Source organism: Thermococcus sp., assembly GCF_015521605.1.
GTDB lineage: Archaea > Methanobacteriota_B > Thermococci > Thermococcales > Thermococcaceae > Thermococcus.
Genome location: NZ_WANV01000015.1, coordinates 26,070 through 39,699, shown reverse-complemented (window position 1 = coordinate 39,699; position 13,630 = coordinate 26,070). Strand labels below are relative to the sequence as shown.

The following is a 13,630-nucleotide window of genomic DNA, read 5'->3' as shown; positions in this document are numbered from 1 at the left end:
GTCGCCGAGGGGGCGCTCCTTATTATCGCCGCGAAGGTTTCCTTAGCTATCTCGAGGCTCTTCCCGAACCTCACGATCTCTCCGATATACGCCCCGAGGAGATCGTCCATCGGGAGACCGTTTATTGATGCCGGGAATCCACCGGTACTCAAGTAGGCCCCGAAAAGCTTCAGCACTTTTTCCCTCCGCAGTTCCGGTTTCCCGAGCCCCATTACCTCCACGTACTCTGGAAATGAGAGCGGCATGACTTCTATGGTCTTTCCGCTTCCCCTCCTACCCGGGAAGAGCTCAATGTCCCTCTTGACCCTCAGGGAGCTTGAGCCGGTAACCGTAACCACATCGTTCTCTAAAAGGCCTGCGTCTATGAGCGGTTTAACCCCGCGCCACCAGCCTTCAAGTGAGGTAACCTCGTCGAGGAAGATGTAACCCGTTTTAATCCCTTCCTTCTCCTTGAGCTCCTGGAATTCGCGGAGAAGGTTTAAGAGCTCGCGGTGGCTCGGCAAGACCTCGACGTTGATATAGAGAACGGCCTCGGGCGGGTTATCCCCTAGGAGTTCCTGGATCAGGAGCTTTATTCCCGTGGTTTTCCCCACCTGCCTCGGGCCGAGGACGAAGTTGAGGGAGAACGGCTTAAGCGAAAGCCTCTCCAGCCATTTTGGCCGCCAGTGTAACCTCTGCTCTCTCCAGCGCCTCACATGATAATCCTCTCTCCCCTCCCACCAGGGGTTCATGTAGGTGAGATCACCCAGCCTCATGGAGACACCTGAGAAGTTATAGTTCTCAACACTTTATAAAGGTTGATAAGTGTGAGTTCTCAGGGTTTAAAAATAGGAGGGTTAGAGCTTGATCGAGATCTCGGCATTGTCGCTCTTCTTGAGCTGGATTGCGAAAAGGGCCTTCTCGATGGAGCGTTTGCGGAGGTAGAACACAATAGTCAAAACAAAACCCACCAAAGCTCCCATTGATGAGATAAAAAGTATAAACCAAAACGCTGACCAATTCTTTATTACAATGTTTCCCGTCCCAGTGCCTACTTCGAGCAGTGATGTCCAGATGCTTAGCAACAACCAGGATGCTAAGGAGTAATTAAACCCTTCTTTCACAAAGGGGCGACAAGTTGAGTAAGCCTTCCCAAGTATTAGTAGTTCGGATACCTCTCTGCTTCTATTGTCTCGTTTAAATGCTTCAACGAATTCTTGGGGGTCTGCATGTATGTGGAACATGATGATGCCTAAAAGAAAAGCTACCCCAGCTACTGGAAAGATTACTGCAAATACAAGCACATATGACCAAGAACTGCTGTTAAAATCAATCGCAAGGAAAAATAGGACAAATATAAGTAGCATGACTCCAATAAATATGCTAACAAAAGATTTAGCATTGGTATCGTATCCTTTTATTTGGGAGATTAACTCGTCGACCCTTTCGCCAGCTTCAACTTCCATTTCCCTCCTCCCTCCGGGTATTTATGTATTTCCCTCCTCACGGAGGGTATAATATCTGGAGGCGAAGGCGTTAAATACGTGGAGTGCGAAACCACTTCAGGTGTGAGTATGGAGGGTGTGGAGTACATCTACGACGAGCATGGGAGGATTAAGGGCGTCATCATACCCCCGGAGCTTTGGGAGAGGATAAAGGCCGAGTTCTTCGAGCCGTCAAAGTACCGGGGCATTTACAGGGGTAAGAAAGACCTTGAGAAAAACCTCAGGGAGCTGAGGGAAGAATGGGAGAGGGGTTTCTGATAGACACCAACGTTCTCATTTACTGCAAACTCTAGAGAACTTCAAAGGTAGAGGAGCTCAGGATATACAACCCCTTCGAAAAAGTTGATAAGAAGGACTAGACACCTTTGGTATCCTTTATACCCATTTTGACGCCTTTGGTGGCGGTTTCTCATTCTGGCCTCTTGGGAGTTTCATTTTGAGAACTTTTCGCCCAATTGTCTGGGTGATGGTGGATCGAGTGTCATCTTTAGCGCATCAGAAGCGGTGAAAGGGGGTAATAACCCGCCCAAGTTCATCGGCTCCGCCTTCGGCGGCACTCCCCGGGCAGAAAAGGTTAGTCCCTTTTCAATAAAAGGGTTTCGAAAGGGAGCAGAAAAGAAAGAAGCTCACTTCTTGAGCTTCTCGCACTTCTCGACGAACTCCCTGAGAATGTCCTTGAGCTTCGGCTCGCCGATCTCCTCGAGCTCGTACCTGACCCTGACGGCCGGCTTGTTGAGCTTCATGACGCGGCGGAGGTCTATGGGGGTGCCCATGATGACTACGTCAGCGTCGGCCCTGTTGATGGTCTCCTCGAGCTCCTTGATCTGCTTGGCGCCGTATCCCATGGCCGGCAGGATGACGTCGAGGTGGCTGTACTTCTTGTAGGTCTCGATGATCGAGCCGACCGCGTAGGGCTTTGGATCGACTATCTCCTTAGCTCCGTACTTCTTGGCGGCGATGTAGCCGGCTCCGTACTTCATGCCGCCGTGGGTGAGGGTTGGGCCGTCCTCGACGACCAGAACGCGCTTGCCCTTGATGAGCTCCGGCTTGTCGACGTAGAGCGGTGAGGCACCGTCGATGACGATGGCGTTCGGGTTGACCTTCTCGATGCTCTCGCGGACCTTCTGGATGTCGTCGCGGTTCGCTGTATCAATCTTGTTGATGATTATGACATCGGCGGCGCGGAAGTTGGTCTCACCTGGGTGGTACTTGAGCTCGTGGCCGGGCCTGTGCGGGTCGGTGACGACTATCCAGAGGTCCGGCTCGTAGAACGGGAAGTCGTTGTTTCCGCCGTCCCAGAGGATGATGTCAGCCTCCTTCTCGGCCTCGCGGAGGATCTTCTCGTAGTCAACGCCTGCGTAGACAACCATGCCCCTGTCGATGTAGGGCTCGTACTCCTCGCGCTCCTCGATGGTGCACTCGTGCTTGTCGAGGTCCTCGTAGCTCGCAAAGCGCTGGACGACCTGCTTCCTGAGGTCGCCGTAGGGCATCGGGTGCCTTATCGCAACGATCTTGTAGCCCATCTCCTGGAGGAGCTGGGCGACCTTTCTGCTGGTCTGGCTCTTTCCACAGCCGGTTCTGACTGCCGTAACGGCTATGACCGGCTTGCTGGACTTGAGCATGGTGCTCTTCGGTCCAAGGAGCCAGAAGTCCGCTCCAGCGCTGTGGGCCCTGCTCGCGAGGTGCATGACGTGCTCGTGGGAGACGTCTGAGTAGGCGAAGACAACGATGTCGATGTCGTGCTCCTTGATTATCTTCTCAAGGTCGTCCTCGCTCCATATCGGGATTCCGTTCGGGTAGAGCTCTCCGGCAAGCTCGGGCGGGTAGAGCCTGCCCTCGATGTCCGGAATCTGGGTCGCGGTGAACGCAACGACCTCGTACTCGGGATTGTCCCTGAAGAACGTGTTGAAGTTGTGGAAGTCCCTTCCGGCGGCGCCCAAAATGAGAACCCTCTTTCTCTTCTTTTCGGCCATGGTGACCACCTCAAAAGTTTTTAACCTGGCACTGGTGTATCGTTTTTGGCATTTATAACGGTTTTTGTTTAATGGTGCAAACTTCTGGCGGGAATTATTCGATACGGACAGTAGGAAACTGAAAAACCTTCAAACACGGCTGGATAATCTCCGTTTGAATTTACCCGGAGGGTTGATAACCTCATATTCTGGATGTTCGCAACCCCTGCCGCTCGGAGCGCAACGGTTAATAATCCTCCCACGAATGTAGGTGAGTGGTGGCGATGCTCCCGATAGAAGTCAGAACCCACACCGCCCTGCACGTTGTAAAGGGTGCCGTTGTCAGGGTTCTGGGTGAAAAGGCCAAGTGGACGGCGGGCGTTTACGTGGACGGGAACCATGGAAGGCTAACGGTCAAGTTTGACAGGAAGCCAACGCCGGAGGAGGTTGCCGAGATAGAGCGCCTCGCCAACGAGAAGGTAAAGGAAGACGCCCCGGTTAAGGTTTACGAGCTGCCCCGGGAAGAGGCCGAGGAGCGCTTCGGTGAGGACATGTACGACCTCTTTCCGATTCCGCCGGAGGTGAGAACCCTCAGGGTCGTCGTCATAGAGGGCTGGAACGTCAACGCGTGCAACAAAGAGCACACGCGGACAACCGGGGAGGTAGGGGAGATAAAAATCCGGAAAGTCCGTTTCAGGAGGAGCAAGGAGCTGGTGGAGATAAGCTTTGACGTGGGGTGAGGTGGGAACTTGATTGATCGGCTCGAAAGGGCCATTAGATGGGCGGAGCGGCTCCGGGCGGAATACGTGGAGCTCAGGTTTGAGAGCGTTAGAGTCTTAACCCTCGACTATAGGGACGGAAGATTGGATGCCTTCTCCGAAAGACTGAGGGAGGGCCTTGGTGTCAGGGTTCTGGCGGATGGTGCGTGGGGGTTTTCTGCGACCAGCAGATTAAACGATATTGAGCGGGCGATTGATGAAGCCTATCGACTTGCTAAGGCTGCCGCTCTGGCCAAGAAGGAAAAAATTGAACTGGCTGAGATTAAACCGGTGCGGGATTTCGTAGAGAGCAGGATGAGGGTCAAACCCTCTCAGGTAAGCCTTGAAGAGAAAGTTGCCCACGTTGAGGGACTGGGTTCCCTGCTTTATGAAGACCCCGCCGTTAAGTCTGCATGGATTCATTACGAGGACGGCAGCGGGAGGAAGATTCTAATAACGAGTGAGGGAACGGAAATCGAATGGGACTACAACTACCTCTTCCAGATGGCTACCGCGGTTGGACGGTCGGGTAGTACCGTTGCCTCAGCAGGGGATAATATCGGTGGAGTCGATACCGGCTGGGAAATTTTTGAGACGAACCCAAACGAGGAAGTTGCCGGGAGAATACTGGAGCGTCTCCGTCCTCAATTTCGTGCAGTCAGGCCTAAGCGGGGTGAATGGTCGATTGTGCTCTCCCCGAAGTTCTCGGCGCTGATTGCACACGAGGCATTGGGGCATCCTGTGGAAGCTGACCTGACCCAGAACTCGGTTCTTAATGGCATGCTTGGTCAGGAAATAGCTCCCGAGTTCGTGAGCATGAGCGACGGTGTGATAGAAAACGGCTTTGGGAACGACAAATACGATGATGAGGGTGTTCCAGTTGAAAAGGTGGAAATTCTGAAGAACGGAATCCTGAATGAACTCTTGGTTGATAGGGAGTGGGCGTTTAGACTGGGTATCGAGCCGAACGGGCGTTCGAGGGCCGAGAATTACCTTAACCCCCCAAAAATTAGAATGAGGAATACCTATTTTGAGCCCGGGGACTGGAGCGTTGAGGAGATGATTGAGGACATAGAGTTTGGTTACTACCTCCTTCTTCCCAGGGGTGGCCAGGCTCAGCTCAACACTGCTTTTCAGGTTGGCGTTGCACTGGGGTATACGATACGAAACGGGGAGCTGGCCGAACCTATAAAGGACGCCTCAATAACTGGAATCGCTGTCGAGGCCGTTAAACATATCTCCGCCGTTGGGAATGACTTTGGATCTGCCTTGGGAGCGTGTGGGAAGGGTACACAGATGGTGTGGGTCAGTTCAGGTGGCCCCCACATGAGGTTTGATGGAGGGATTTTGATAGGTTAGAGCGAGTTGGTTCTCACCCACAGCGCCCCAGCCATGCCGAAGTAGGTCGGACAGGCGTAGGCGGTTTCCATCACATCCATCTGCACCCGCTTCAGGAGGCCGTGGAGGACGAGGAGCTGCCAGTAGCTGTCCACCAACGCTTTTCTCACGAGCTCTTCGGGAATTTCCATGAGCTTTTCCAGCCTGTTTTCCGAGATGATGTCCATGATGAGCCTGTCGTACTCCTCGCTCTCCTCCACCTTTCCGTAGGGGCCGTTCTCGTCGTGCCCGTGCCCGTGGTCGGCGCTGGCTATGAATGCCACCCTCTTCCTGCTCCCCTCTATGACGTCACCGATGATCTCACCGAAGCGGACGAGCACCTCTCTGGGCACGTTCCTGGCCGGTGTCAGGAGGACGAGAGGCCTCTTTTTGAGGAAGTGGAGTGGTATAAGCTCGCCCCAGCTCAGCGGCCACCGGGAGTAGTCCCCGCTCAGTGCGGCGAAGTTCATGTCCACCACTGGCAGGCCCGCGCTCTTTGCCGATTCGTAGATTCTCCTCGCGAGTTCCCTTTCGGTCTCCCATTCGCCTGGGAGCTCCCTGCCCTCGAAGCCGAGCCAGGAAACGAGGTGCTCCGCCATGACCACGCCGAGGTGGTCGCTCATCCTGACGTTGTGGGGACTGATGAGGACGTAGGCTTCAGCTTCTTTGAACTCCTCGCCTATCTTTCTGAGGACTTCCGCGAGCCTCCGTGTCTCATCGTCTTCCGGCTCCAGGACGGGGTTTCCGTGGGGCATAACCGCGGCTCCGATCAGCATGGTATCACCGGTGTTGCTACATCTTTCCCATTTATACGTTTTGTCCGGTTCTATCCCTTTGCTGTTTTCTTCTAGACTTTAGGCTGGAGTAAATTTTATAAACATTTACACAGTTGTAAATGTTTGGTGGGTGGTATGGATTTTGGCCTGTTGATGGAGCGCTACGGTTATGCGCTCCTGCTCAGGCTCATGGTTATCCTGTCGTTCGGTGTTATAGTCGGAACGCTACTCTTCTGGGGTTACCTTACCAACGGCATCGCTGCGTTCTTTGTGTGGCTTTATGCTGGGTTTATGCTCCTTCTAAAACGCCTTTATGAGCTCCTATTTGCTGAGAACCCTGATCTGATGTCCGAGAAAAATGAGGGGAACAAGCAACAGGCAAAGCGCTTCTTTATGAACCACTTCTAATGCAGTCTTCCAGTCCTTCAAGCGGGCACTCCCTAATCCCACCCCCCTCCGCATGGGAAAGCGTCTTCAGCCCGGAGCCGGTGAGGATGGAGACGACCTTTGCGTTCTCGGAGATTGTTCCGCTTTCAACGAGCTTTTTCAGCGCCGCTATCCCGGTTGCACTCGCCGGCTGGACGAAGAGGCCTTCACCGGCCAGCTTCTTCTGAGCCTCGACTATCTCCCCGTCGCTCACGGTGACGCACGCCCAGTCGAACTCGCGGAGCAGCTTCAGAACCGCGTTCCCGCTCGGTGGATAGGGGTTGGCTATGGCCTTCGCTACCGTCTCGGGCCTTTCGAAGCGCTCTATATTCTCCCTGCCCTCTTTAAACGCTCTGCATATCGGCGAACAGCCCTCGGCCTGCACCGCTATCAGAGTTGGGAGGTCTTCAATCAGCCCGCTCTCCCTCAGCTCAATGAAGCCCTTCGCTATCCCCCTGAAGAGGCCGCCGGAGCTGGTGGGAATCAGAACGTAGTCCGGCGTTATCTCCTCGGCAATTTCGAAGGATATTCCCTTGTAGCCCTCGATTCTGAAGGGGTTGTCCGAGTTGACGAAGTAGACGCCGAGCCTTTCTCCTAACTTCAGGCTCTCGAAGTAGAGCCTCCCGTAGTCACCGCGAACCCTGATGACCTCGCCGCCGTAAACCGAAACGGCTTTCAGCTTCTCGTCGCTGGCATTTTCCGAGACGAGGATTTTGGCATCGAGACCGAACCGGGAAGCGTAGGCCGAAACGCTCGCGGCCATATTGCCGGTTGAAACCGTTCCAACCGCTCTGTAGCCGGCCTTGAGGGCGTAGCTCATCGCCAGAAAAGTTCCCCTGTCCTTGAAGCTCCAGGTTGGATTGGCCGTCTCGTTCTTGAGGTAGAGCTTTACACCCAACTCCACCCCGATTTTCGATCTAACGAGCGGTGTGTCGCCCTCACCGAGGGTGAGTTCCAGTACTGGCTCAACCGGCCAGAAGTCCCAGAACCGCTCCCAGACGTTCTTCCCTATGTAGGGTTCGCCGGTGAATCTTTCGAACTCGACGGGCCCGCCGCATTCACACCTCTGGACAGGTTCCTCGTAGGTTCTTCCGCAGATAGGACAGACGAGCTTCACATCAGTCCCTCCTTTTGGCTATCAGGAGAACGGAATTCCTCTCGATTCTTATCGTGTAGTTCGCGTAGGTGTTGCCCTCCGCGAGCCGGGAGATGGTTTCCCCAAAGGTCTTCGCCGCTTCGGGGGTTGAAAACACAACCTTCCACTGGAGTGTGTAGCCCGTCCCGTTCTGAGTCAGGAGGAGCTTATCCCCGCGCCACTCGCTTGAGACGTTCCAGGCGGTCTCGTTCTCCAGCTTCGCGACGTCCCTGAGGAGCAGGTAAACGTAGTACTCCCCGAGCCTGTCTTCCTTAAGGACGCGTGAGTTCGGCGGTGCGTCCAGGGTGACGTTGAGTGGCGTGATGTTTTCAATGTACATCTCCGGGTGCATGACCTGCTGTGCCGAGACTGGATACCTGCTGTAGGCCTCGTTAACAAGCTCCCAGCCGCCTTTCTCATAGAGGTATCTCACGAACCGGTCGCCAAAGACGTAGGGAAAGATATGGAGGTCCGTTAGGGGTTTTCCGCTCAGAGAGCGTATCTTGTATATGGGTATTCCGTTCCTCTCGCAGTAGATGTCGGCCACGAGGTCGGCGTCGCCCTCGATGAGGGACTGAACGGCTATTGTCCCGTCGTATGTGTCCGAGCCGTACTTCGCGTTGAACCACTGCTTCTGGAGCACGTGGACGCTCTCGTGGGCTATCGTCCTCCGGGCAACGTCGGGGTTTGACATGAAGTTCTCCCGGATCACGTAGATGGTATCTCCAACCGTTGCGGCTATCCAGTTGGCACTCCTCTCCGTCTCCTTTTTGATGTACTGATAATCTGGTGGAAGGAGGAGGGTCATCTTGTAGGTCAGCTCTTCGATTTTCATCCTCTCGATGTCGGCTTTTCCGGGCTTCCATTTCGCCAGGGCTTCCTGCTTGGTCAGGACGACTATCTTCGGCCTTTCCTTGAAGGTAAGGTTCCTTATCTCCTGAACCTGGTCGAGTATCCCGTTTACCTGGCTAAGGACACTGTTCGGGTTTGAGGTTAACTCTTCCGCGATGTAGAAGGTGGGTATGAGAAGGAGTATGAGACCAAGGACGATGAGGATTCTCGAAGGCTTCCGCATGCTATCAACTCGAAAAGGGAATTAAAAAGGGCTTTGGTGCAACCGTTGAAGGGTTCACTCCCTGAACTCAACGAACTCTTCCTTCATGCCTTCCTTCGTTATGACGACGACCTGGATCTTCCTGCTGCCCGTGTAGACGTCCCTCTTTCCGGCCGTCCTGACGGCCCTGACGGCGAGCTCCTTGGCTTCTTTGACGCTCATGCCCTTCTTGAAGCCGTCCTCAAGGACGGCTATGGCGAAGGGGCTTCCCGAGCCGGTTGCGGTGTAGTCGTCGAAGATGAGCCCTCCCATCGGGTCGAGGTTGGCCAGCGTCGGCTCTTCAACGTGGCCGCCTATGATTATCTGGACGAGGTAGGGGAACCACTTGTTCTCGTTGAGTATGTTGCTGAGCAGGTTAGCCATGGCCTTGGTGCTCATGGGCCTGTTCCAGGTGAACTGATAGTAGCGCGCCTCCGCCTCAAGCATTCTCGCCAGTGCCTGGACGTCACCAACGCTTCCCGCGGTGGTTATCGCTATCCTGTCGGTGATGGGGACTATCTTCCTTATGTTGAGGGTCTCGACCATGTGGTCGAGGGAAGCCTGCGTATCAGCGGCCAGAACGACACCGTCCTTGGCCTTTATTCCCACTGTGGTGGTGCCGGTCTTCTTGGTCTCCATTCTCTCTCACCCCTGGGACTAATTCTCACGCCACGTTTTAAACCTTTGCGAGTTCCGGCGGGATAACCCAGCGACATTTTCGCCTGCCCTTTGATTGCTCAGTGTTCTGACTCCTGCGGTGTTTCTCTCATCGCTCCTCATCAGGAGGGGTCCCTTTACGGCATCTGCGGTCAGAACGACCCTTTTGTGTTTTCCTGCACTTGCTTTCAGACCCCTGCCAGAAGAACTCTGTGGCCATCGACTTCGGCTATCTTTGCCTTCACCCCGTAGACTTCCTCGATGGTTTCGGGCTTCAGCTCCTCCGGTTTTCCTTCCCAGTACTTCTCCCCCTCCTTCAGAAGGACTAGCCTGTCCGCGTAGCGGAGGGCTAGGTTGAGGTCGTGGAGAACTGCTATGACTATCCTCTCCCGGCTCAGTTCCTTCAGGAGTTCCATTATCTCAAGGGCGTGGTTTATGTCAAGGTGGCTCGTCGGCTCATCCAGGAGAACTACCTCGCTTCCCTGTGCCAGCGCCCTCGCTATAAGTGCCAGCTGGTATTCGCCGCCGCTTAACGCCGTTATCTGCTCCCTCCTGCGCTCCCAGAGGCCAACCCTTTTCAGGGCCCCTTCGACGCTCCCCCTCGTCGCGTAGGTGCCGAGCTCGACGAACTCCTCTATGGTGAAGGCGAACTCGGGGAATGAACTCTGGGGGACGTAGGTTATGAGCTTGGCCCGCTCCCTGGGCCTGAGCTCAAGCAGGTTCGTCCCGTCGAGCATAACGTGACCCCTCGGTCTGAGGATCCCGACCAGGCACTTGAGGAGGGTTGACTTTCCGGCGCCGTTGGGGCCGATTATGGCCAAAAGCTCCCCTCTCCCGGCGGTGAACCCCACCCCCCTGAGGACTTCCCTCTCCCCGTAGGCGAAGGAAACTTTGACCTCAAGGGCCTTCATGAGTACAGCTCACCCCTCTTGTGCTTCATCAGGAGGTACAGGAAGAACGGTGCCCCCATGAGGGCGGTTATGATGCCAACGGGCAGTTCCGTCGGCTTTGCCACAGTTCTGGCGAGCAGATCGGCAAAAACGAGCAGAACGCCCCCGAAGAGGGCGCTCGCTGGAGTGAGGCTTCTGTGGTTCGGTCCGAGGATAAGGCGCATTATGTGGGGGCTGACGAGTCCGATGAAGCCGATTATCCCTGCTGCCGAGACGGAGAAGGCCGTTAGGAGGGCTATTGTCCCGATAAAGAGTTTCCGATAGAGGTGAACGTCGAGACCGAGGGCGATGCTCTCCTCTCCGAAGAGTATCAGGTTCAGTTCCCTCCACTTCCACACGAGAAAGCCGACGCCGAGGAGTGCGACAATAAACATCTCACCAACGTTGCCCCAGCTTGAGCCGTTGAACGTGCCCATGAGCCACATCCAAGTTATGTGGGCCCTTTCTCCCTGGCTTATTATGAGGTACCATGTAACCGCGCTCGCCAGGAAGCCGTAGGCTATGCCAGCCAGCAGGAGGGTGTCAACCGGGACGTGGCCGTCGACCCTGGAGACGGCGTAGACTATGAGCACCGAAAGAAGGGCCGACACGAGGGCGAAGGTCCCCATGTGCGAGGGGGCGTAAATTGCGCCCAGGGCGGCGCCTACCCCAGCGCCTGCGCTCACGCCGATTATGTATGGGTCAGCCAAGGCGTTCCTGAATAGGGCCTGGCTGGCAACACCGGCCGAGGCGAGGGAGAGTCCCACCAGGTAGGCCAGCAGGACCCTTGGAAGGCGGAGCTCCCACACTATGATGAAAGCCCTCGGCCTCTCCCCGGGGTTTATGGATGGGAATATCCCCGACAGGATGGATTTTATTCCGTAGGCCACGCTGGCCGTTACGTCCGAGGGGGTCAGGCTGACAGAGCCTATGTAAACGCCGAGGAACCCGGCGATGATCGAGAGGAACGCCAGTACCGGGAGCCACTTCCTCATGGGCATGGATTATTTGTCCAGGCGTTTAAACCTTTCGGGCTAAGTATAAATACTCCGGGAGCGTTACATTATGTTGGTGAGCGTGCATGAATAAGCTCAAAGCGGTTTTTGTAATGCTGTTGCTGTTCGGTATGCTCCTTCCGCCCGCTTCATCGGCCGTAATAGTCTCGGAGCTGAGGCCGCCGATAATAATAGTGGGCAACATTCCCAAGGATTTTGTCGTTGGCCCCTACGAGGAGTTCACCGTGTACTTCTACATAGCCGATGACTTTGGGGTCACGGTAGGCAATGGCAAGGTTGAGGCATACTACAGGATAAACGACGGCGATTGGAAGCCGGCCTACGTCAAAACCGCCGCTGCCGGTGAGAACTGGTCTCTCTACCAGTCCATAATACGTCGCTTCTACGGTGAGAGTCAGGACTTCTACGTCTTCTACCGCAAGATAAACCTGCCCGGGGCACCGCCGGGGAGCAGGATAGAGTTTAAGATAGCGGTTACCGACGTCGAGGGGCACGTGTCCTACAGTCCGGTCTACTCGTACTACGTTGCCAACCCCGATGGGCCGAAGGTTCTCATAGTTGACCCCTCGGTTGAGGCCGTGGCCTTTGAGAAGTCTCTGGACTCACTGATTACGCAGTTTAACGTGTCCAGGAGCTTCTACCACTACAACCTCTCGGACTTCGAGGCCGTTGCGAGGCCTTTGACCAGCCTGAGACCCTGGATGCTCTCCGACCACCACTGGGAGGACCTGGCCAAGTACTACAACATAAAGATAGTCTCCCCGGATGAGCTCGTCGATGCCCTTCAGAGCTTTCAGCCCCGGGTGGTGATACTCTCTAACCTCTGGCTCCCGGAGTGGGGGCTCTCCGAGGGGCAGATTTCAGCCCTTGAGGACTACCTTGAGAACACTCACGCCGGTCTCGTGGTCACGGCGGGGACCCTCTTTGATGCCACGAACCCGCAGCACATAGGGGGTGTGGAAGACTCACCGAGCCTGGCCAAACTTCTCGGCCTTGACTCACTGGCCATTGCGGAGGTGGCAAGGGGAGAGCTAAACCTCACCCAGTCCTCCGCGATGGTTCCTTACGTAAACACCGGCTACTCCTTAGTTCTCTCCGACAGGGGGCCGTTCAACGGCGGCACCATCGATGTTAGCACCTACTCCACCGTTGGCTGGCAGTACGTGCTTTCACCGACCCACTTCGGTATAGCCCAGAGGAGCGTCTCACGCTTTGCCTCGGAAAACAGTCTCAGGATGAGGGAGATGGGTGAATCCGTCAAGAACATCACAGGTGTGCAGTTCAACTTCTCGCTCTCGGCGTCAATGGTTCTGCCGGAAGTCCTCGCCTCCATGGACGTTACCGACAGGGGCGTTGTGGTGAGCCGCGACGGCCTGAGGGTTGAGCTCACCGTCGAGAGGAAGCTCCTTGAGCGCGTCAGGCTCCTCCATGCGCTTAGAGGCTATGCTCCAATGCTCCTGGCCCGCACCAGTGACTACAGCGGTGGAATACTGGCCACCGAGGGCAACTACCGTGCCGTCTACAGTTCCCTGGAGCTTGAAGCCGGAAGTGCCGGGGAGCTCTCGGTTCTCAAGGCGCTGGTTGACTGGGTTCTGAACTACGAGCCGGCTCGGATGCCTGAGGTTGTTATCCTCTCCAACGGCATAGACTGGGACATCAAGGGCAACCTGCTGGCTTCGCAGCTGGGGGCACTTGGCCTCTCGGTGAGGCACGTTACCGCCGACGATTTTGAGGCCTACAAGGACTCCAGGATAATCGTGATCCTCGGTGGGCCCGACGCCTACGACGGGGTCGGTGGCTACGTCAGGCAGGTCCTAACTCCCGGCGAGCAGGATGCTGTGAGAAACGGGGAGCGGGGCATGTTCGTCAAGACCAACGTCTGGGCCGAGGGGCAGGTTGTCATAGTCCTCGCCGGGCAGGACAGGTGGCAGACCGGAGGAAAAATAAGGGACTACATGAACGGGGTCGACAGCTCGTACCTGAGGATTCTGGCGACCTTCAGTGCCTCGGTCTCCTGAGTCTTCTCT

General features: G+C 55.6%; 14 protein-coding genes. 5 read left to right on the top strand and 9 right to left on the bottom strand.

What is annotated here, in order from left to right; all coding sequences use genetic code 11:
* Both F7C11_RS02505 and F7C11_RS02500 read right to left on the bottom strand, forming a co-directional pair.
* Positions 1 to 755: ATP-binding protein (locus F7C11_RS02505; RefSeq protein ID WP_297090626.1), on the bottom strand; the 755-nt coding region annotated here is incomplete at its 3' end.
* 81 nt (positions 756 to 836) lie between these two features.
* Complete coding sequence (locus tag F7C11_RS02500) at positions 837 to 1,445, bottom strand: hypothetical protein (protein ID WP_297090624.1); 609 nt, start codon at positions 1,443 to 1,445, stop codon at positions 837 to 839.
* Between the two features lie 108 nt (positions 1,446 to 1,553).
* Here F7C11_RS02500 and F7C11_RS02495 point away from each other — a divergent pair, with 108 nt between their 5' ends.
* Positions 1,554 to 1,742, top strand: a complete 189-nt coding sequence (locus F7C11_RS02495; protein WP_297090622.1) for a hypothetical protein — start codon at positions 1,554 to 1,556, stop codon at positions 1,740 to 1,742.
* 368 nt (positions 1,743 to 2,110) lie between these two features.
* On the opposite strand, the gene F7C11_RS02490 is transcribed toward F7C11_RS02495, so the two are convergent.
* The gene (locus F7C11_RS02490) at positions 2,111 to 3,457 is read right to left on the bottom strand and encodes a cyclic 2,3-diphosphoglycerate synthase (protein WP_297090620.1); all 1,347 of its coding nucleotides are present in this window, start codon (positions 3,455 to 3,457) and stop codon (positions 2,111 to 2,113) included.
* Between the two features lie 263 nt (positions 3,458 to 3,720).
* Between F7C11_RS02490 and F7C11_RS02485 the strand changes: the two genes are divergently transcribed.
* Positions 3,721 to 4,176, top strand: a complete 456-nt coding sequence (locus tag F7C11_RS02485) for an alanyl-tRNA editing protein (protein ID WP_297090636.1) — start codon at positions 3,721 to 3,723, stop codon at positions 4,174 to 4,176.
* 12 nt (positions 4,177 to 4,188) lie between these two features.
* Positions 4,189 to 5,553 (top strand): TldD/PmbA family protein, encoded by a 1,365-nt coding sequence (locus tag F7C11_RS02480; RefSeq protein ID WP_297090634.1) that lies wholly within the window; start codon positions 4,189 to 4,191, stop codon positions 5,551 to 5,553.
* On the opposite strand, the gene F7C11_RS02475 is transcribed toward F7C11_RS02480, so the two are convergent.
* On the bottom strand, positions 5,550 to 6,347 hold the full coding sequence (locus F7C11_RS02475) for an extradiol dioxygenase (protein WP_297090618.1): 798 nt from the start codon (positions 6,345 to 6,347) through the stop codon (positions 5,550 to 5,552). The two genes, F7C11_RS02480 and F7C11_RS02475, sit on opposite strands and share 4 nt — an antisense overlap.
* Before the next feature lie 126 nt (positions 6,348 to 6,473).
* Between F7C11_RS02475 and F7C11_RS02470 the strand changes: the two genes are divergently transcribed.
* A complete protein-coding gene (locus tag F7C11_RS02470; protein ID WP_297090616.1) occupies positions 6,474 to 6,755 on the top strand; it encodes a hypothetical protein in 282 nt (93 codons plus the stop codon).
* On the opposite strand, the gene thrC is transcribed toward F7C11_RS02470, so the two are convergent.
* The 5 genes from thrC to F7C11_RS02445 all read right to left on the bottom strand — a co-directional run bounded on the left by thrC (position 6,739) and on the right by F7C11_RS02445 (position 11,582).
* Positions 6,739 to 7,890 (bottom strand): threonine synthase, encoded by a 1,152-nt coding sequence (thrC, locus tag F7C11_RS02465; protein WP_297090614.1) that lies wholly within the window; start codon positions 7,888 to 7,890, stop codon positions 6,739 to 6,741. The genes F7C11_RS02470 and thrC overlap by 17 nt on opposite strands.
* A gap of 1 nt (position 7,891) precedes the next feature.
* Positions 7,892 to 8,983: a hypothetical protein gene (locus tag F7C11_RS02460; RefSeq protein ID WP_297090611.1), complete on the bottom strand. Its 1,092-nt coding sequence runs from the start codon at positions 8,981 to 8,983 to the stop codon at positions 7,892 to 7,894.
* Between the two features lie 54 nt (positions 8,984 to 9,037).
* The gene (psmB, locus tag F7C11_RS02455; protein ID WP_297090609.1) at positions 9,038 to 9,640 is read right to left on the bottom strand and encodes an archaeal proteasome endopeptidase complex subunit beta; all 603 of its coding nucleotides are present in this window, start codon (positions 9,638 to 9,640) and stop codon (positions 9,038 to 9,040) included.
* Between the two features lie 206 nt (positions 9,641 to 9,846).
* Positions 9,847 to 10,569: an ABC transporter ATP-binding protein gene (locus tag F7C11_RS02450; RefSeq protein WP_297090607.1), complete on the bottom strand. Its 723-nt coding sequence runs from the start codon at positions 10,567 to 10,569 to the stop codon at positions 9,847 to 9,849.
* A complete protein-coding gene (locus F7C11_RS02445; RefSeq protein WP_297090606.1) occupies positions 10,566 to 11,582 on the bottom strand; it encodes an iron ABC transporter permease in 1,017 nt (338 codons plus the stop codon). The genes F7C11_RS02450 and F7C11_RS02445 overlap by 4 nt, the downstream gene beginning before the upstream one ends.
* A gap of 86 nt (positions 11,583 to 11,668) precedes the next feature.
* Between F7C11_RS02445 and F7C11_RS02440 the strand changes: the two genes are divergently transcribed.
* A complete protein-coding gene (locus F7C11_RS02440; RefSeq protein ID WP_297090604.1) occupies positions 11,669 to 13,621 on the top strand; it encodes a hypothetical protein in 1,953 nt (650 codons plus the stop codon).
* Positions 13,622 to 13,630 lie beyond the last annotated feature (9 nt).

Excerpts from the sequence above, each read along its gene's own strand:
- F7C11_RS02445 (WP_297090606.1), bottom strand. The coding sequence starts at position 11,582 with ATGAGGAAGTGGCTCCCGGTACTGGCGTTCCTCTCGATCATCGCCGGG.
- psmB (WP_297090609.1), bottom strand. The coding sequence starts at position 9,640 with ATGGAGACCAAGAAGACCGGCACCACCACAGTGGGAATAAAGGCCAAG.
- F7C11_RS02475 (WP_297090618.1), bottom strand. The coding sequence starts at position 6,347 with ATGCTGATCGGAGCCGCGGTTATGCCCCACGGAAACCCCGTCCTGGAG.
- F7C11_RS02500 (WP_297090624.1), bottom strand. The coding sequence starts at position 1,445 with ATGGAAGTTGAAGCTGGCGAAAGGGTCGACGAGTTAATCTCCCAAATA.
- F7C11_RS02485 (WP_297090636.1), top strand. The coding sequence starts at position 3,721 with ATGCTCCCGATAGAAGTCAGAACCCACACCGCCCTGCACGTTGTAAAG.
- F7C11_RS02440 (WP_297090604.1), top strand. The coding sequence starts at position 11,669 with ATGAATAAGCTCAAAGCGGTTTTTGTAATGCTGTTGCTGTTCGGTATG.
- F7C11_RS02450 (WP_297090607.1), bottom strand. The coding sequence starts at position 10,569 with ATGAAGGCCCTTGAGGTCAAAGTTTCCTTCGCCTACGGGGAGAGGGAA.
- F7C11_RS02490 (WP_297090620.1), bottom strand. The coding sequence starts at position 3,457 with ATGGCCGAAAAGAAGAGAAAGAGGGTTCTCATTTTGGGCGCCGCCGGA.
- F7C11_RS02460 (WP_297090611.1), bottom strand. The coding sequence starts at position 8,983 with ATGCGGAAGCCTTCGAGAATCCTCATCGTCCTTGGTCTCATACTCCTT.
- F7C11_RS02495 (WP_297090622.1), top strand. The coding sequence starts at position 1,554 with ATGGAGGGTGTGGAGTACATCTACGACGAGCATGGGAGGATTAAGGGC.